This window comes from Dongia sp. agr-C8 (genome assembly GCF_054658695.1).
Map to the genome: position 1 here is coordinate 1,049,092 of NZ_BAAGHZ010000001.1, position 16,739 is coordinate 1,065,830.

Below are 16,739 nucleotides of genomic sequence, written 5' to 3' on the forward strand. Positions count from 1 at the left end.
GGTTTCGTTCCTTTCGCTAAAATCAGGCGGCGGTTTTGGTCTTCGCCGTGGCGCTGATCAGCGCCACGTCGTTCGACGAAAAAAGGCGGGCGAGCTCGAAGATGATGACGAAGTTGTCGTTGCGGCGGCCAACCCCGCTGATGTAGTCGGAGCGCCATTGCAGGCCGATCGCCGGCGCCGGCTGGATCTCGCGCCGGTCGAGGGTGATGACCTCGATCACGCGGTCGGCGATCAGGCCGAGGACCAGCTTCTGGTCGCCCCCCTCTTGTCCGCCAAGGGGGAACTCAAGGACCAGAATGCGGGTCATCTCGTTGGCGGCCTGCGCGGGCAGTCCCAGCTTCAGCCTGAGATCGATCACCGGCACGCCGCGGCCACGGACGTCGATTAACCCCGCCAGATAGCCGGGCGCTTCCGGGATGCGGAACATCGGCCGCATGTCCAGGATCTCCAGCACCGCATCGACAGGCACGGCGAAGACCTCGCGGTCGATGCCGAGTGTCACGAATTGCGCATCGTGGCCGATGGTGGGCCCGGGAGCGGCGGCAGTGGCGGAATCGGCCATGGCGTCAGACCCTTTCGAACTCGGCGTCACGGGCATCGGCGCCGCCCGAGGTCATGTCGAGCGAGAAGCCGCCGCGGCCGTTGGCACGCGCCTTGGCCTTCACCGGCACCTTCACCGGCGCGACCGTCTCGTTGGCATTGGCATGACCGTTGGTCTTCGCGGCCGGCTTAGCCGCTGCAGCGGGCTTCGCCGGCGCGATATGCGCGACCGTCGGCCGGGTCCGCGCCGGCGCGCGGGTTTGCGTCGCCTGGTCGTTGGTGCGGAAATAGGCGATCGAGGACTGGAGCTGCTCGGCCTGGGCGGCGAGCTCTTCCGAGGTCGCCGACATCTGCTCGGAGGCGGAGGCGTTCTGCTGGGTCACCTTGTCGAGCTGCTGGATCGCCTGGTTGATCTGATCCGAGCCGATGTCCTGCTCGCGGCAGGCGGCCGAGATCTCGGAGACCAGCTCCGCCGTGCGCTTGATGTCGGGGACCAGCTTGGTCAGCATCTCGCCGGCTTCTCTGGCGACCTTCACGGTCTGCGAGGAGACGGTGCCGATCTCGGCCGCGGCCGCCTGGCTGCGCTCGGCGAGCTTGCGCACTTCCGAGGCCACCACCGCGAAGCCCTTGCCATGCTCGCCGGCGCGCGCCGCCTCGACCGCCGCGTTCAAGGCCAGCAGGTCGGTCTGGCGGGCGATCTCCTGGACGATGGTGATCTTCTCGGCGATGGTCTGCATCGCATCGACCGCGCGGCCGACCGCGTCGCCGCTGGCCTGCGCATCGGTCGCGGACTGGCGGGCAATCTTCTCGGTCTGGGTGGCGTTGTCGGCGTTCTGCTTGATGTTCGAGGCCATCTCCTCCATCGAGGACGAAGCCTCCTCGGCGGCCGAGGCCTGCTCGGTCGCACCCTGCGACAGCTCCTCGGCGCTCGACGACAACTCCTGGCTCCCCGCCGAGACGTTGTCCGACGCGCTCAGCGCCTCCGAGACCACGCTGCGCAGCTTCTCCAGCATGCGTTCGAGTGCCTGGCCCAGGGTGTCGCGGTCGGAGAGCGGCTTTGCCTCGACGGTGAGATCGCCGTTGGCGATGGAGTCCGCGATGCTGGCCGTGTCGCGCAGGTTGCCGGTCATGGTGTTGAGCGCGTCGACCACGTCCTTGATCTCGTCATTGGATTTGACCGCGATGGTCTGGCCGAGATCGCCGACGGCGACCGCGTTGGCCAAGGTCACCGCCTGGCCAAGGCCGCGGCTGATGGAGAGCGAGATCCAGACCCCGGCGCCGGTCGCGATCAGCAGCGAGGCGATGACGGCGGAGAGCAGCATCAGGCGCTCCTCCTCGTAGTCGGTCTCGGCATCCAGCTTGGCCTGCGCCATGAAGCCCTGGCTGATCGTGACGATCTCGTGCAAGTCGGCTTCCGCCTGCCTCACCAAGTTGCGACCTTCGCCCTCCGAGAGTTCTTCCGCGGCGGTTCGGCCGTCGATCCCGGCCATCAGGCTGCGGATCTTGTCCTGCACCGGCAGCCATTGCTCCCAGCTGGACTGGAACGCATCGAGCTTAGCCTTCGCCTCGCCCTCAACGACGGCGGCGAGTTTTTCATGGGTCGCGACGCCTTCCTGGCGCAGCTTCTGGATCACGTCGTCGTACTGCCGCACCTGGCCCGGGTCGTTCGCCATGATCAGGTTCTTCTCGGCTCGCACCAGCGCCAGCAGGTTGATCGCGGAGTCCTGCGACAGCGCGACCTCCTGGGCGGCGCCGTCCACCAGTTCGTCCACCGAATCCCGCAGCGAGCCCAGGCCCGCTAGGGCGAAGGCGGCGGAGACCGCCGAGAGCAGGATGACCACCAGGAAGGTGATCCCGAGCTTCAGTTTGATTGTCGCGCGCATTTCCCCAAGCTCCTCAAAAAGTGTGATCAGGCCGCGTCTTGCGCCGGCGCTGTCGTCTGGCTGGCGGCGGCCGTTGCCCGGTCGCCTTCTTCGAAAACCCGGTCGATATCCAGGACAGCGATGAAATCGCCGCCATGCTTGCCGATGCAGCGGATGAATTCGGGGCGCCAGCGCATGCCGATCTTCGGCGTGTCCTCCAGCACCTCGGCGTTCATCTCGGTCACCTCATGCACCTTGTCGGCAAGCAGGCCGACGGTGGTCATCTCTCCGTCCAGCAGGACGTTGATCACGATGATGCGGGTGTCGATGGTCGCTGCGGCCGGCGTCATCTCGAACTTGAGGCGCAGGTCGGCCAGCGGCACGACCTTGCCGCGGACGTTCACCAGGCCGTTCAGGAAGGCCGGGCCGCCCGGCACTTCCGTGACGTTCACCAGATCGAGGATCTCCTGAACCCGACCGGCCTCGAGCGCGAACTTCTCGCCCTGCAGGGTCAGGGTCAGCACTTCCAGGGATCGCTTGCCTTGCCAGATGGCCATCGGATGCTCCGTCAGCTCGCCAGCTTGAGGTTGCGCTCGCGTTGTCCGCGTGCGACCAGATGGCCGATTTCCAGGATGAGGGCGACGGTGCCGTCGCCGAGAATGGTGGCGCCGGAGAAGGTGCCGACGCCCTTGTGCAGCTTCGAGAGCGACTTGATGACGGTCTGGTGATCGCCGATCACCTGGTCGACCACCAACCCGACCCGCATCTCGTTCGAGGAAACGACCACCACCTTCTGATACTTGTCCGGGGGTGTCGTCGCGTTAAACATCTCGCGCAGGCGCAGGAAGGGCACCAGGTCGCCGCGGATATTGAGGAAGTTGCTGCCGTTGACGCGGCTCTCTTCAACCGGCGGCAACTCGACGCATTCCTCGACCGCGGAGAGCGGGATCACGTAACGGCCCTGGCCGATCCGCACCAGCAGCCCGTCGATGATCGCCAGCGTGAGCGGCAGGCGCAGCGTGATCTCGGTGCCCTTGCCGGCGGTGCTGGCGATGTCGATCGAGCCCCTGAGCGCATCCAGGGTCCGCTTCACCACGTCCATGCCGACGCCGCGGCCGGAGAGGTTGGTCACCTTCTGCGCCGTCGAGAAGCCCGGCTGGAAGATCACCTGGAACAGCTCGGAATCCGACATCTCCTGGCCCGGCTGGATCAACCCGTTCTCTTCGGCCCGCGCGCGGATCCGGGCGCGATCCAGGCCCTTGCCGTCGTCGGTGATCGAAATCAGCACCTTGTCGCCGGTATGACGGGCGGCGAGGTGGATATGGCCTTGCAGCGACTTGCCGGCTTCCTGGCGCTGGTCCGGCCCTTCGAGGCCGTGGTCGATCGAGTTGCGGATCAGGTGCACCAGCGGATCGTTGAGACGCTCGATCACCGTCTTGTCGAGCTCGGTCTCCTCGCCGCTGGTCGTCAGGGTGATTTCCTTGCCGAGCTCGCCGGCCAAGTCATGCACCAGGCGGCGGAAGCGGCCGAACAGCTGGGCGATCGGCACCATGCGGACGCCCATCGTGGTGTCGCGCAGCTCCAGCGCCAGGCGTTCGATCTCCTCGGAGATGGATTTGAACTCGCCGTCCTGGCTGGCGGCGGCGATCTGCTTCAGGCGCGACTGCGCGATCACCAGCTCGCCGACCCGGTCCATCAGGTTGTCGAGCCGTTCGGCCGGCACGCGGATGCTGCCGCCGCTCTTCAGCGCCTCGGCCGTGCTCTTGGCCGGCTGGGCCGCCGGTGCGGGCTTCGGCGCGGCGGGTGCCGGGACGGGTGCGGCCGCGACCGGAGCCGGGGCGGGCGCCGCCTTGGGCTGGTCGAGCTGCTCGATCTTCAGCTCCATCTCGTCCATGACGAACATGAAGACGTCTTCGATCGTGCTCTTCGGCTTGTCGGTCTCGAGGTCGACATCCCAGCCGATATGGATCTCGGTGCCGTTGAGCGCGGCGAGAGGCGGAATCTTGTCGAGCAACGGCGTGACCGTCGCCTTGCCCAGGGAACGCAGCTCGTCGATCAGTAAAAGCGGATTGGTGCCGGTCGCCAGGGCGTCGGCCGGCAGGCGGAAGTGGACGCGCCATTTGGCGGTCGGCGCGGTCGGCGGGGCGACGGTCGTCGCGGCTTCGGCCGGCTTGGGCGTCTCCGCGGCGGCATGGCCGCCGACCGTTGCCTCCAGCCGCGCCAGGATCGCCTGGCCGGCGGCGTGATCGGCGCTTTCCGGGCGTTCGATCAGGTTGCGGATATGGTCCTTGCCGGCGAGCGCGATGTCGGCCAGGGCCGCGGTCATCGCCACCTTGCCCTTGCGCACGAGATCGAAGGCGGATTCGACATGGTGGGTGAAGCCCGCGACCGCGTCGAAGCCGAACATCGAGCCCGAGCCCTTGATCGTGTGCAGCGCCCGGAAGGTGCTGTCGACCAGTTCCGGATTGTCCGGCGTGCGCGTCAGGTCGAGCAGGATCTGCTCGAGCTGCTCCAGGAGCTCCTGCGCCTCTTGCCGGAAGGTGTCGGTCGGATCCCCCGCGCCGGTCATCAGCCGAGCACCTTCTTCACCACCGAGATCAGCTGGTCCTGCTGGAACGGTTTGGTGATCCAGCCGGTGGCGCCGGCCGCCTTGGCCTCGCTCTTGAGCGCGGCGTCGGATTCGGTGGTGAGGAACAGGATCGGCACGCCCTGATAGGCAGGCAGCTTGCGCAGCTCCTTGATCAGGGCCAAGCCGTTCATGACCGGCATGTTGAGGTCGGTCATCACCATATCGACCTTGGCGCCCTTGGCCTTCGCCAGCCCTTCGGCCCCGTCATTGGCCTGGATCACGTCATAGCCGGCGCCGGAAAGGGTCAGCTTCACCATCTGGCGAATGCTGGCGGAGTCATCGACGCTCAGAATGGTCTTGGCCATTTCAATTCTCCTGAATTCAATGCCCCGGGGTCCAGATCGTGGCGCCGGCGGCATCGACGCCGCTGCGCGCCAGCACCTGCTGGACGGCTTCCGGGTAAGGCTGGACGAGACGGATCGCGACGCCGCTCTGCTCGGCGGCGAGCATCAGCTGGATCAGGCTGATATCCGTCTCGGTGATGCCGCCCAGATCGATCTCCAGCGGCGTTTTTGCTTCAAGTTTGGCGAGGAGATCGCGCCGGATCGCCTCGATTTCGCGGATGGTGACTGGACCGACGATTTCGATCCGGTCGGCGGCGCTGCGCGGTCCGGCCATGAGGGGGAACTCTTCTACTGAGCAGTCACAACTTTCTGTGGCGTGATCTAATCAGTCGAATGTGAAAAAACCGTTAGCCGGAAATCACTCTCTCAATCGGTGCGCGCAGAAGGACTGTATATGAACTAACTACAGTGCAATTGCGCGTGACAGGAATGGCGCGCGGCTGCTGTGAAATCGGACCTGTAAAATCGCATGAAAGGGAACAAATGCGCAGGAGAAATCACTTGCGCTAAGAATGTTCATGCTCTGCGTGAATAGCTTCCCGCTGGAAGTTGCATCGTGACACTTTCGCGAAAAATGGTTGCAGGAGTGGAATTATCACAGCCGCGCACCGCTCGGGTCAGGTCCGACTTTTTCTCGTATGTCGCGCCGCGCCGGGACGCGCCCGATGGCGAAAGCGTCGAGCACGCGTTTACGCGGTCGATCGAGATCCGGAGGGAAAGGTGAAGGAAGAGGCCGCCGGCCTCAGCTGTTCGGCGTTTCGTCGGCGGCGGTCTGCTCGGTCGCGCGATAATCCTGCAGACGCGTCGTCCGCAAGCCGCGCAGGCCATGCCGGTCGATCGAGCGCTGCCAGGAGAGGAATTCCTCCACCGAGAGCGTGTAGCGCTGACAGGCTTCCTCGAGGCTGATGATTCCCGCACGCACCGCGGACACGACCTCGGCCTTGCGACGGATCACCCAGCGCTTGATGCCGGGTGGCGGCAAGTCCTCGATACGCGCGATCCGCCGTTCGCCATGCCGGGTGAGGGCTGGCTTTTGCGGCATCGGGGCGGGCGAGTGGTTCGGCCTCATGCGGAGTCCACTGGTTCAGACCGACGACAGGCTAAGACCGGCCGCTTAACAAAATGCTAAGCCGGTGAAGAGAAAGGAAAACTCGGATTTAGCTAAAATTGTTGGTAATCCGGGTCCACGCCGGGCAGAACCACCGGCCCGGGGGCTCAGGCCCCGGTGGTTTCGTCCCCGGTATCCGTCTCATCGCCGGTCGTGGTCTCGGTCGGCTTGGAGATCCGGAGCACGTCCTCCAGCGGCACCGAGACGTCGCCCATCTTGAGGAAGACCTTGCCGTCGGCGATCACCGCCTGGTCCACCTTGCCGTAGCTGGTGATGGCGGCGTCGCTCGCCTTGCCGGTGGCGGGGTCGGTGACGCTGACCGCCACGGTGTATTTTCCGTCGGGCAGCTGGTTGCCGAAATAGTCGGTGCCGTCCCATTCGACCGGATGGGTTCCGACCTGGGCATCGACCTGCTTCAGCATGACGACGTTGCCGGCGGCGTTCAGGATCTTGAGGGTCGCGGAGCCGGCCTTCTCGATCGTGTAGTCGAACTTGGCCTTGCCGTTCTGCAGCGCCACGTCGCCGCTGTCGGCGGCGATCGTGGTGCCGACGAAGCCGACCGCGCCATAGGCATTGGCGGTCGATTGCAGGCCGATCAGCTGGTCCAGCTTCTTGTTGCCGTTGATCTGCTGCTCGACCGCGGAGAACTGCACCAGCTGCTGGGTGAACTGGGTCGCGTCCATCGGCGAAAGCGGATCCTGGTTCTTCAACTGGGCGGTCAGCAGGGTCAGGAAATTGGTGTAGTCGCCGGAGAGGCTGGCCAGCGCATCATCGCCGGTCTTCGTGGTGGTGGACGAGCCGGTGCCGCCGCTGTTCTGCGCCTGCTTGGAGATGATGTCGTAGGCCGAGGTCCCGGACGTGGTGGCGGTCGTCGTCGTCATGACTTCAGGTCTCCAGATCCACATAGCCGTCGGCGGTTGCGACCACATCGGCCCGCACTTCCGCCTTCACCTCAGACCCGCTGGCGCCCTTGCCCAGGCCCGAACCGCTGCCCGTTCCCGTGCCGTTCTGGGAACCGCCGTTCTGGCCGTTGCTGTCCCGCAAGTTGAAGGACAGGCTGCCGCTGTCGGTCTGCAACCCGGCGTCTTGCAAGGCGCGTTCCAACGCCTTGGCATCGTTGCGGAGCAGGTCCAGGGTCCCCGGTCGGTCCACGACGATGGTGGCGGTGACGTTCTTATCCTTGTCGATATCGAGCTTTACCTCGACCCGGCCGAGCTCCACCGGGTGGAGCGCGACCGTCAGGCGGCTGTTTCCATTCTGCATGGCATCCCTGATCTGCACTGCGATCTGCTCGTGGGGCGGCAAAATCTGCAGGTTCTGCCTCAGCTGGGCCATGAAGGCGCTTTGCTTGGCGGCAATATTGTTGCTCAAGCCCGTGGCGCCGGACCCGAGATACTGAGACCAGTTGGAAAGCTCGGCCTCGTCGGCGCCGAAGCCGGCGCCGGCCTGGACCGCCATGCTCTCGGCCAGCTCGTTGCGGATGCTGGTGGTGCCGGACCAGGTGACGCCGGCCGGACGCGCCATCGGCTGCACGATCGCGGCGGCGGTCTTGGCGTTGAGCTCCGGCGTGACCGTGGCCGCGGTCTTGTCCTGCGACGCCTCGGCTTTCTTGGATCCCGCGGCCGGCTTCTCATCGCCGACGGCGGGCTTCAGCGAGGCCAGCGGATCGGCGGCCTTGGCGAGTTCCTGGGCGGCATCCTGGAGGGCGGTGACGGCATCCGCCGCGGCCTGCTGCGCCTCGGGACCGCCGGCATTGAGGATCGCGCCGAACTTGAGGCCGGCGGTCGCGGCTTGGCCCTGGGCCTTGCCGCCGACGGCCGCGCTGAAATCGACCGCGTTTGCGAGTTGCGCCGCCAGCCCGGCCTGCAAGGCGGTCGCGGCGTTGCCGCCGCCGGCGAGTGCCGTCGCATCGACCGCGACATCGGTATCGGCGCTCAAGGCCTGGATCGGCAGCGGCACCGCGAGCAGGGCGAGCAGGCCGGGATCGGTCCCGGCCACGACCGTCTCGCTCGGGTCAGTGCCGTCGCCTTGCTGCTGCGTGCCGTCATTCGCCTGCTGCTGCCCCTGGTCGCCCGACGCGTCCGGCTGACCGTCGCTCTCGGTCGTGCCGGCCGACGCCGTGTTCTCGGTCGTGGTCTGCGTGCCGGCCGCAGCCTCGGCGGTCTGATCCGTCTCGTCGGTCTCGGGCTTGGTCGCCGGCTTGGCGCAGCTCGCGTTCTCGCCGACCGGCTTCTCCGGCTGCTTCGCCTTCGGCGCCGGCTTGTCCTGCGCGATCGGCGCGGTCGACTTCGTATCGCGGCGCTTCAGCGCCTGCGGCCGCGGCGTGTCGGCGCGATCGCTCGCGTCGTTGCGGTTGCTGCGCGGCTCGGCGGCGCGGGTCTTGACGGCATCTTCGCCCCGGCGGGCGATCTGCTGATCGAGGATTCGGGCGAAGGCGTCGCCGCTCTGCTCGGCCGCATGGGTGTTGGCGGTGCTGCTGCGGTTGTTGCCGCCGTTGACACCCGTCAGGAAGTCGAAACGAATCTGCTGCATCGATGCCGTTCTCACGTCAGGAAGTTCACCAGGGACAGCCGGCCGGTGGTGCCGACCACGCTGAACACCGCTTCGAGCTGGGTCTGCGCCGCCTGGACCTTGGCGGCGACCTCGTTCTTGTCGACCCCTTCGATCTTGTCGCTGCTGTCGACCGAGACGCTGATCTGGGTCTGGTGCGCCAGCGTGGTCGCCGACATCAGCGTGTCGTTGACCGTGTTGGAGGAATGCAGCGCCCGCAGCCCGTTCAGCGCGTCCTTCATCAGCGACTGCGCCTGGGTCATCTTGGTCTGGTAGGTGTCGGGATCGGTGACCGCCGACTGGGCGATCCGCAGCGACATGATCATCTTCTGGATCGCCGGCGCGTTGGCCGAGAACGTGTAGTCGATGGTCAGCTGGTCGGCGATCGTGATCTGCGAACGGTCCCAGGCGCGGTCGCTGTCGCCCATGGCCTGGTGCACGTTGTAATCGGTCGGCTTCGGGTCGCCGATCACCTGCGGCCGCGCGACCTTGGCCTCGGTGGTCAGCGCGACGCCGCCGGTCGTCCCGGTGATGACGACCTGGCCGGAGCCGACCGGGCCGGGGAGGGCGGTCGCCGCCATCGGCGGGTTGGCCGCGTTGATCTGCGCCGCGAGGTTGACCGCGATCTGATCCATGTCGGCCTCGCTGCCGTCGGTGGTGTAGCGCACCGTGCGGCCGTTGACCGTGATCTCGTAGACGTCGCCGACCCGGCCGACCGGACCGGACAAGGTCACCTGGTCGGTCTGCGGCGTGGCGCCGGCGGGAATGTTGGCGACCAGCGTCGTGGTGGTCGGGTTGAGGCTGGGCTGGCCGACATCGGTGGTGAGGGCCGCCGTATAGGTGAAGGCGGTGCCCGGCGTGTCGGACTTCAGCAGCAGCTTGCCGTCCTTGACCGATGCCGTCACGCCGATGGCCGCGGCGTTGATCTGCGACACGAACTTCGCCGCGATATCGGCTTCGGTGTCGTAGGAATTGGTGGTGACGGTGAAGGGGCCGGCCACCGGCGCCGTGAAGTTGATCGTGTAGATGTCGCCGTTGTCGCCCTTGAGGTCCGGGAAGCCGACCAGGTCCTGCTGGGCGACCGGCACCACGGTGCGCTGGGTGGTCTTCACCGTCGCGCTGTTCTCCACCGCCGAGGTCGTGGTGAAGGCGGTGGCGTTGGTGAGCTGCAGCTGGCCGCCGCCGAGGTTGGCGGTGGTCACCGAGAACGGCGGCTGCGTCGCCGCGATCTTGGCGATCAATCCGTTGACCACGTCGTCGATGCCGGTTTCCTCGCCGGTGGTGCGATAGGTGATCGTCACCGGCGAGGTGTGCGACGGCGGGTCGGTGATGGTGACGCTGAATTCCTCGCCGATCGTGCCGATCGGGCCGCTGAAGGTCGCGACATCCACCTGGTTGCCGCCCAAGGGCACGTTCGGCTGCACGGTCGAGATCACCGACGGCGTCGGGTCGTTGCCGGTCAGGCTGCTGGTGAAGGCGGTGCCCGGGGTGACCGCGGTCATGGTGAAACCGGTGGCGTCGACATCGGTGAAGTTGACGACGCCGGTCAGCGCCGGCAGGCCGCCGTAATAGGTCGCGACCTGGTTGGCGACCTGCTGGGCGGTCAGCGGGCCGTTGACGGTGAAGTTGTTGCCGTTGACCGTGAAGGTCTCGCTCTGCAGGGCGCCGAGATCGTCGGTGGTGACCCGCATCTGCTGCACGATGGTGCCGGGGGCGAGCTGCATCGTGGTCGCGGTCGAAGCGGCGTTCTTGCTGCCGGTCGGATCCGGCAGCCGGGTCAGGTCCACCACCGGCGCCTGGGCGCTCGAGGAGACGCCGCCGAACAGATAGCGGCCGTTGACCTGCTGGTTGAGCAAGGTCTGCACGGTGGTGAGGTTGCCGCTGACCTGGGCGATGATCGGCGAGATCTTGCCGGCCGTGGTCAGGGTCGAGACCATGGTGTTGTCCTCGCCGCCCGAGACGTTGGTGACCGAGGCGGTGACCTGGAACTGCGGGCCGGGCAGGGTGCCGGTCAGGATCAACTGCTCGCCGTTGGCCTTGGCGGTGACCTTCAATGCCGGCACATGGCTGTTGATCTGGTTGGCGATGTTGCCGGCGATCTCGTCGAAGCTGCCTTCGGTGCCGTTGGTCACATAGGTGAACAGGGTGCCGTCGACCGACAGCTTGTAGATGTCGCCGGTGTCGCCGACGTCGCCGCTGAACTGGATGGTGTTGACCTGCTTGGTCGGCGGATCGGAATCCGGCGAGGTGAAGGCCTGGAACATGTCCGAGGCGATCTTCTCCATCTGGCTGAAGATGCTGTCGTAGCTCTTCACGTCGGTCGAGGCGGCGTTGATCGAATCGATATAGCTCTGGCGCTTGGTGGCTTCGGCGCGCAAGCCGAGCAGGCTCTGGCCGTCGGAGCCGTAGTTGACCAGGCTCAGCGACTTCTTGCCGGAGGCCAATTGCTGCGTCAGCTCGTTCAGCGAGCCCTGCAGGTTCTTGAAGCCGTTCAGGTTGCTGAGGTAGACCGCGTAGGAGCTGAATGCGTTGATGGCCATGATGATCTCCTAGCGCACCGCTTGCTCGAGCGTGTCGAACATCTCCTGCACCACCGTCAGCAGGCGGGCGGAAGCGGCATAGGCGTTCTGCAGCACCTGGAGGTTGGCGATCTCCTCGTCGAGATTGACGCCGGTATCCGACTGGTAGCGCTGGGTCGACATGCTGAGCGCGTCGCTGTCGAACTTCGCCTGGTCGCTCAGCATCTTCGCGCCCGAGATCGAGTTGCCGACCACGCCGCTCATCATGCTGGAATAGGAGACGCTGGTGAGCGCGATCCCGGTCGCGAGGAAATTCCGGTCGGTGGTGGTCATCGCGTTCACCACCTCGGCGGCCGAGTTCTTCTTCAGCTGCAGCGAGCCGTTCAGCAGCGCGGCGTTCATCTGGAAATCGTAGCGGTTGCTGCCGGTGAACAGGTTGCCGTCGAGCTCGGGGATCTGGTTGTTGACCGTGGTCTGCACGGTGAACGACTGGCCGAGATTGTTGCCGACCAGCTGCAGCGAGGCGGTGCCGGGGATCGCGGTGATGCCGAGCGTGGTGTCGGCGTTGATCTGGGCCGAGAGCTGCGCCGCGATCTGGTCCAGGCTCTTGTCGCCGTCGGTTGCGGTGTAGCTGAAATTCTTGCCCTGGACGGTGACGGTGAAGATGTCGCCGGTCTGCAGCGCGCCGCTGAAACTGACCGTGCTGTATTGCGCCTGGGTCGGCGTCGGCGTGACCGTGGTCTGGAACGAGGCGGAGACGCGCTGGCTGGTGCCGGCGGCGTTGTAGGCGGCGGAAAGGCTGGGCGGCGTGCCGGCGGTGGTGGTCAGCGCGCCGACGATCATGTCGAGCTGGGCGCGCAGCTTGCGGATCACCTCGGTGCCCGGATCCATGCTGACCGGCTTGCCGCTGGAAGAGGAATCCTGGCGGAAATTCAAGAGCGCATGGATGCGCCCGCCGGAGAGCTGGTTGTTGATCGCGGCGCCGTCGCTCACCCGGATGACGTTGGTGCCGTCGAAGGCGAACAGGCTGGGCGGGCCGTCGAGCAGCTGCAGGCCGGCGGCGGTGAACAGCGAGACCGAGCCGTCGTCCTGCTCGACCGTGCGCACATCGACGTATTTCGCGATCTGCTTCACCAGATTGTCGCGCTGGTCCATGAGATCCGCCGAGGCCGAGCTGTCGGTCTGGGCGGTCTTCATCTGCAGATTGACCTGGAACAGCTGCTTCAGCAGATCGTTGAGCTGGTCCACGGAACTGGCGGTGTCGGTGCGGACGTCGGTGTCGATCTGGTCGATGCCGGCGGCGATCCGGTGGATCTCGTCGCCGATCTGCGAGCCGGCGCCGATGATTGCCTGCTGCGCGGCGGCGGAATCAGGTTCCGCCTGGAAGTCCTGCCAAGCGCTGAGGAATGAGTTCATCGCCTTGGTGAGGCTCGACTGGTCGGCGCTGGTGCCGAGCAAGTCCTGGATCCGCGCCATATAGTCGTTGGTCGCGGCGCTGGCGCCCGAGGTCGCGGTCTGCGCCTCGACCTGCTTGCGCAAGGTCACCGAGAGCGTGCTCGCATAGCCCGAGATCATCACGCCGCCGACCTGGCCGTTGCCGAAGGTGACGGACTCGGTCTTCAGGCTCTTCTTCGTGTAGTTCGGATCCTGGGCATGGGCGATGTTGGACGAAGCCAATTGCACCTGGGCCTGGTTGACCCGGAGCGCCGAGACCGCCGAATTGAGTGCGGCTGTGAGCGACATTTCGCCTGCTTCCTACCCGAACCTACCGGTTACCGCTTGATGTTGATGACTTCCTGCAGCATGTCGTCCGCGGTGGTGATCACGCGGGCGTTCGCCGCATAGGCGCGCTGGGTCACAATCATCTTCGAGAATTCCTCGGCGATATCGACGTTCGATCCCTCGACTGCGTTCGAACGCACCGTGCCGGCGCCGCTGGCGCCCGGGTTGGTGATGCGGGCGGTGCCGCTGTCGAAGGTCTCGGTGAAGGCCTGGCCGTTCTCGCGTTTCAGCGCCGTCGGGTCGTAGAACTGCGCCAGCGGCACGCGGAAGTAGACCGTGCTGGCGCCGTTGTCGTAGTTGAGCTCGACGTCGCCGTTGTCGCCGATGTTGATGCCGGTGAACAGGCCCTGCGGCAGGCCGTCCTGGGAGAGGCGCTGGATATCGACCTGGGTGCCGGAGAACTGGGTCAGGCCGTCGGTCGATTGGAAGCGGCCGAGATCGAGCTCGACAACCTGCGGGCCGGAGCCGTAGTCGACGGTGAAGGTGATGATCGCCGGGTCGTTGGCGTTCTGCGAGGCCGGCACTGTGGCGTCGCCGGACGGATTGTACTGGTTGCTGATGCCGACGATGGTGCCGGCGGTGGTCGGCGTCTCGCCGAAGGTGATGTCGATGAAGCCCGGCACGTTGCCGTTGACCGCCGTCACGGTCTCGGCGAAAGCCGTGCCCGGGACTTTGGCGGTCAGCACGACCTGGCTGCCGACGACCGTGGCGGTGACCGGCAGGCCGCTCGCGGCGTTGATCCGTGCCGCGAAGCCGGTCGCGATGTCGGCCAGGCTGGTCTCGGTGCCGTCGTTAACGTAGGTGACGGTCTGGGTGCCGATGGTGAGGCTCCAGGTGTCGCCGATTTCGCCGGGGCCGACGGTGCCGCCAAGCGTGATCGTATCGACCTGGGCGACCGGTATGACGTTGGCGACGGTGTTGGCGGTCGCGGTCGGCGGATTGGTGGTGTAGGTCACGCCGGCAAGGGTGTTGGTGCCGTCCGGCGCCGCGGCGGCGAAGAGGCCACCCGCGGTATCGGACTGGATCAGGATGCGGCTGGCATTGTTCGGATCGGCGATGGCGGTGACGCCAAGCGCCAGGGCGTTGACCTGGTTGATCAGCGAGGTGCGCGCGGCGGCGACGGTCATGGGGCCGGTCACGCTGATCTGCGGCGCGCCGCTGCCGGCAACGTCGAAGGCGAGCACATCGCCGGCGATAAGCGCGCCGGGAATCGTGACGCTGTCGATCTGGCCGGAGCCGTTGCCGGCGAAGGTGCCGGTGAACGGCGTGCCGGCGACGTCCGCGGTCACGTCCAGCGTGTTGCCGACGACGTTGCCGGCGGTGACGACCGCCGACATGCCGGCACTGGCGTTGATCTGCGCGGCCAAGGCGGTGGCGAGCTGGGCGCCGGTATAACCGCCGACCGGGGCCGTCACCGTGACGGTATTCGCGCCGATCGTATAGGTCAGGGTGCGTCCCGGCGGCAGGCCGTTCGGCGCCACGGTGACGGTTTCGACCTGGGCGACGCCCGGCACATTGGCGGTGGTATTGGCGGCGACCGCGGTCTGGTCGTTGGTCCCGCTGATGTTGCCGGCGACCGGATCGAGCGTGCTGTCGGCGGCGGTGATGTCGAGGTTCCAGATGTTGTCGGCGCGCTTGACCCAGGTCATGCTGATCGTGTGCGGGTTGCCGAGCGCGTCGTAGACCTTGACGTTGGTGGGCGCCAGCGCCGGGTCCGGGTTCACGATCGAGGTCGCCGGCAGGTTGCCGACCACTTCGATCTGCGAGGTCGGGGTCGGCGGCGTGGTCAGCTGGGTGATCTGGATCGGGGCGAGCGAGCCGGTGTCGGGAACCCCGGTGGTCTGGTCGACGGTCCAGCCGTTGAGGTAATAGCCGCCGCCGTTGACCACGTAGCCGTCGCGGTTCACCTCGAAGTCGCCGGCCCTTGTGTAGTAGGGCAGCGCGCTGAAGGTGGTGAGCGTGCCGTTCTGCGAGGTCGGGCGGCTGACCACGAAGAAGCCCTGGCCGCTGACCGCGAGGTTGGTCGAGCTCTGGGTCTGGTTGATGTTGCCCTGCAGCGCGTTGGCGTAATAGGGCGAGGCCACGACGCCACCCGGCAGGTTCAGGCTCTTGTTGGAGATCGTGATGATATCCGAGAACCGGGTGTCGACCTTCTTGTAGCCGACGGTCTGGGAGTTGGCGATGTTGTCCGAGATATTGCCGAGGGACCGGGACTGTGCGTTCAACCCGCTCACTGCGGTGAACATCGCGCCGAGAATGCTCATGGAAGGCCTCGCCTTGGGTAACCTTGCGTCAGGTGTCGGACGGATAAAGCAACTGCCGGGCCAACTCGCGGAGGCGCGGTTTCCCAAGGGTTATCAAATGATTGACGTGGCGGGTCCGGGCCGGGCGGCAGAATGTGCCCGGTCGAAGTTCGGCAAGAACTGCTGTTGGCTCCGGTTCGCGCTGTCCGAAGTTGGCCACGACTCACCGCATATGGCACAGTCATTGCGTACCGATTCGCGCATATCTGCCGCGAGGACTTATGAATCTGCATGAGATGGAGGCCGTCATTCTCTGTGGCGGCCAGGGCACCCGGCTCCGGGAAGAGACGGAATTCAAGCCGAAGCCGATGGTCGAGATCGGCGGGCGGCCGATCCTGTGGCATATCATGCAGCGCTACGCCAAGTTCGGCGTCCGGCGCTTCATCCTCTGCCTCGGCTATAAGGGCGAGATGATCCGCGACTATTTCCTCCAATACCGTTACCGCAACGCCGACGTGGTGGTCTCGCTGCGCTGGAACGACGTCCAGATCATCGGCCAGGAGCCGGCGGAAGACTGGGAGGTCGTGCTGGCCGATACCGGCCAGGACACCATGACCGGCGGTCGTATCAAAAAGGCCCTGAAGCATGTCAAGGGCGAGCGTTTCTTCGCGACCTATGGCGACGGCGTGGCCGACGTGGACTGCGCGGCGCTGCTGAAGACGCATATGGACTGCAAGCGCCTCGCCACCGTGACGGCCGTGCACCCTTCGTCGCGCTACGGCGAGATCGACATCGAGGAAGGCTCGGTTTCCGACTTCATGGAGAAGCCCCAGGTCAATAACGGCTGGATCAACGGCGGCTATTTCGTGTTCGAGAAGCAGGCCTTCGCCGACGTCAGCGACGACCCCGCCGTGGTGCTGGAGAACGACGTGCTGCCGAAGATCGTGCGGCAGAAGCAGCTCACCGCCTATCACCATGACGGCTTCTGGCAGTGCATGGACACCTACCGCGAGATGCTGATGCTGAACGGCCTGATCGCGCAGGGCAAGGCGCCCTGGCTCTCGTGACAACGGCCTGCGGGTATCAAAGAACTCCCCTCCCCCAAGATTGGGGGAGGGCTAGGGAGGGGGTTGATGCAGCCGTGACGCTTCTCGAGCATGCG

At 66.1% G+C, this 16,739-nt stretch carries 13 protein-coding genes; 1 reads left to right on the top strand and 12 read right to left on the bottom strand.

Annotated elements, in window-relative coordinates:
* Positions 1-22: 22 nt before the first annotated feature.
* The 12 genes from ACYQ4T_RS04805 to ACYQ4T_RS04860 form a co-directional block, all read right to left on the bottom strand.
* Entirely contained in the window at positions 23-562 is a 540-nt protein-coding gene (locus tag ACYQ4T_RS04805) for a chemotaxis protein CheW (RefSeq protein ID WP_459851142.1), read from the bottom strand.
* A gap of 4 nt (positions 563-566) precedes the next feature.
* Positions 567-2,423, bottom strand: coding sequence for a methyl-accepting chemotaxis protein (locus tag ACYQ4T_RS04810; protein WP_459851143.1), 1,857 nt, complete (start codon positions 2,421-2,423; stop codon positions 567-569).
* Positions 2,424-2,449: 26 nt separating this feature from the next.
* Positions 2,450-2,959, bottom strand: coding sequence for a chemotaxis protein CheW (locus ACYQ4T_RS04815; protein WP_459851144.1), 510 nt, complete (start codon positions 2,957-2,959; stop codon positions 2,450-2,452).
* A gap of 11 nt (positions 2,960-2,970) precedes the next feature.
* The gene (locus ACYQ4T_RS04820; RefSeq protein ID WP_459851145.1) at positions 2,971-4,971 is read right to left on the bottom strand and encodes a chemotaxis protein CheA; all 2,001 of its coding nucleotides are present in this window, start codon (positions 4,969-4,971) and stop codon (positions 2,971-2,973) included.
* Positions 4,971-5,336 carry a response regulator gene (locus ACYQ4T_RS04825; protein WP_395018121.1) on the bottom strand — a complete coding sequence of 122 codons (366 nt, stop codon included), beginning with the start codon at positions 5,334-5,336 and terminating at the stop codon, positions 4,971-4,973. Before ACYQ4T_RS04825 ends, ACYQ4T_RS04820 begins: the two co-directional genes overlap by 1 nt.
* A gap of 16 nt (positions 5,337-5,352) precedes the next feature.
* A complete protein-coding gene (locus ACYQ4T_RS04830; RefSeq protein WP_459851146.1) occupies positions 5,353-5,649 on the bottom strand; it encodes an STAS domain-containing protein in 297 nt (98 codons plus the stop codon).
* A gap of 468 nt (positions 5,650-6,117) precedes the next feature.
* A complete protein-coding gene (sciP, locus tag ACYQ4T_RS04835; RefSeq protein ID WP_459851147.1) occupies positions 6,118-6,444 on the bottom strand; it encodes a CtrA inhibitor SciP in 327 nt (108 codons plus the stop codon).
* Positions 6,445-6,590: 146 nt separating this feature from the next.
* Complete coding sequence (locus ACYQ4T_RS04840; RefSeq protein WP_459851148.1) at positions 6,591-7,364, bottom strand: flagellar hook assembly protein FlgD; 774 nt, start codon at positions 7,362-7,364, stop codon at positions 6,591-6,593.
* A gap of 4 nt (positions 7,365-7,368) precedes the next feature.
* Positions 7,369-9,015 carry a flagellar hook-length control protein FliK gene (locus tag ACYQ4T_RS04845; protein WP_459851149.1) on the bottom strand — a complete coding sequence of 549 codons (1,647 nt, stop codon included), beginning with the start codon at positions 9,013-9,015 and terminating at the stop codon, positions 7,369-7,371.
* 11 nt (positions 9,016-9,026) lie between these two features.
* A complete protein-coding gene (locus ACYQ4T_RS04850) occupies positions 9,027-11,573 on the bottom strand; it encodes a hypothetical protein (protein WP_459851150.1) in 2,547 nt (848 codons plus the stop codon).
* Positions 11,574-11,582: 9 nt separating this feature from the next.
* Positions 11,583-13,295: a flagellar hook-associated protein FlgK gene (locus ACYQ4T_RS04855; RefSeq protein WP_459851151.1), complete on the bottom strand. Its 1,713-nt coding sequence runs from the start codon at positions 13,293-13,295 to the stop codon at positions 11,583-11,585.
* 29 nt (positions 13,296-13,324) lie between these two features.
* On the bottom strand, positions 13,325-15,598 hold the full coding sequence (locus ACYQ4T_RS04860; protein ID WP_459851152.1) for a flagellar hook-basal body complex protein: 2,274 nt from the start codon (positions 15,596-15,598) through the stop codon (positions 13,325-13,327).
* 260 nt (positions 15,599-15,858) lie between these two features.
* Here ACYQ4T_RS04860 and rfbF point away from each other — a divergent pair, with 260 nt between their 5' ends.
* A complete protein-coding gene (gene rfbF, locus ACYQ4T_RS04865; protein ID WP_459851153.1) occupies positions 15,859-16,644 on the top strand; it encodes a glucose-1-phosphate cytidylyltransferase in 786 nt (261 codons plus the stop codon).
* Positions 16,645-16,739: the final 95 nt, after the last annotated feature.

Excerpts from the sequence above, each read along its gene's own strand:
- ACYQ4T_RS04810 (WP_459851143.1), bottom strand. The coding sequence starts at position 2,423 with ATGCGCGCGACAATCAAACTGAAGCTCGGGATCACCTTCCTGGTGGTC.
- ACYQ4T_RS04840 (WP_459851148.1), bottom strand. The coding sequence starts at position 7,364 with ATGACGACGACGACCGCCACCACGTCCGGGACCTCGGCCTACGACATC.
- ACYQ4T_RS04805 (WP_459851142.1), bottom strand. The coding sequence starts at position 562 with ATGGCCGATTCCGCCACTGCCGCCGCTCCCGGGCCCACCATCGGCCAC.
- ACYQ4T_RS04830 (WP_459851146.1), bottom strand. The coding sequence starts at position 5,649 with ATGGCCGGACCGCGCAGCGCCGCCGACCGGATCGAAATCGTCGGTCCA.
- ACYQ4T_RS04850 (WP_459851150.1), bottom strand. The coding sequence starts at position 11,573 with ATGGCCATCAACGCATTCAGCTCCTACGCGGTCTACCTCAGCAACCTG.
- ACYQ4T_RS04860 (WP_459851152.1), bottom strand. The coding sequence starts at position 15,598 with ATGAGCATTCTCGGCGCGATGTTCACCGCAGTGAGCGGGTTGAACGCA.
- ACYQ4T_RS04825 (WP_395018121.1), bottom strand. The coding sequence starts at position 5,336 with ATGGCCAAGACCATTCTGAGCGTCGATGACTCCGCCAGCATTCGCCAG.
- rfbF (WP_459851153.1), top strand. The coding sequence starts at position 15,859 with ATGAATCTGCATGAGATGGAGGCCGTCATTCTCTGTGGCGGCCAGGGC.
- sciP (WP_459851147.1), bottom strand. The coding sequence starts at position 6,444 with ATGAGGCCGAACCACTCGCCCGCCCCGATGCCGCAAAAGCCAGCCCTC.
- ACYQ4T_RS04820 (WP_459851145.1), bottom strand. The coding sequence starts at position 4,971 with ATGACCGGCGCGGGGGATCCGACCGACACCTTCCGGCAAGAGGCGCAG.
- ACYQ4T_RS04855 (WP_459851151.1), bottom strand. The coding sequence starts at position 13,295 with ATGTCGCTCACAGCCGCACTCAATTCGGCGGTCTCGGCGCTCCGGGTC.
- ACYQ4T_RS04845 (WP_459851149.1), bottom strand. The coding sequence starts at position 9,015 with ATGCAGCAGATTCGTTTCGACTTCCTGACGGGTGTCAACGGCGGCAAC.
- ACYQ4T_RS04815 (WP_459851144.1), bottom strand. The coding sequence starts at position 2,959 with ATGGCCATCTGGCAAGGCAAGCGATCCCTGGAAGTGCTGACCCTGACC.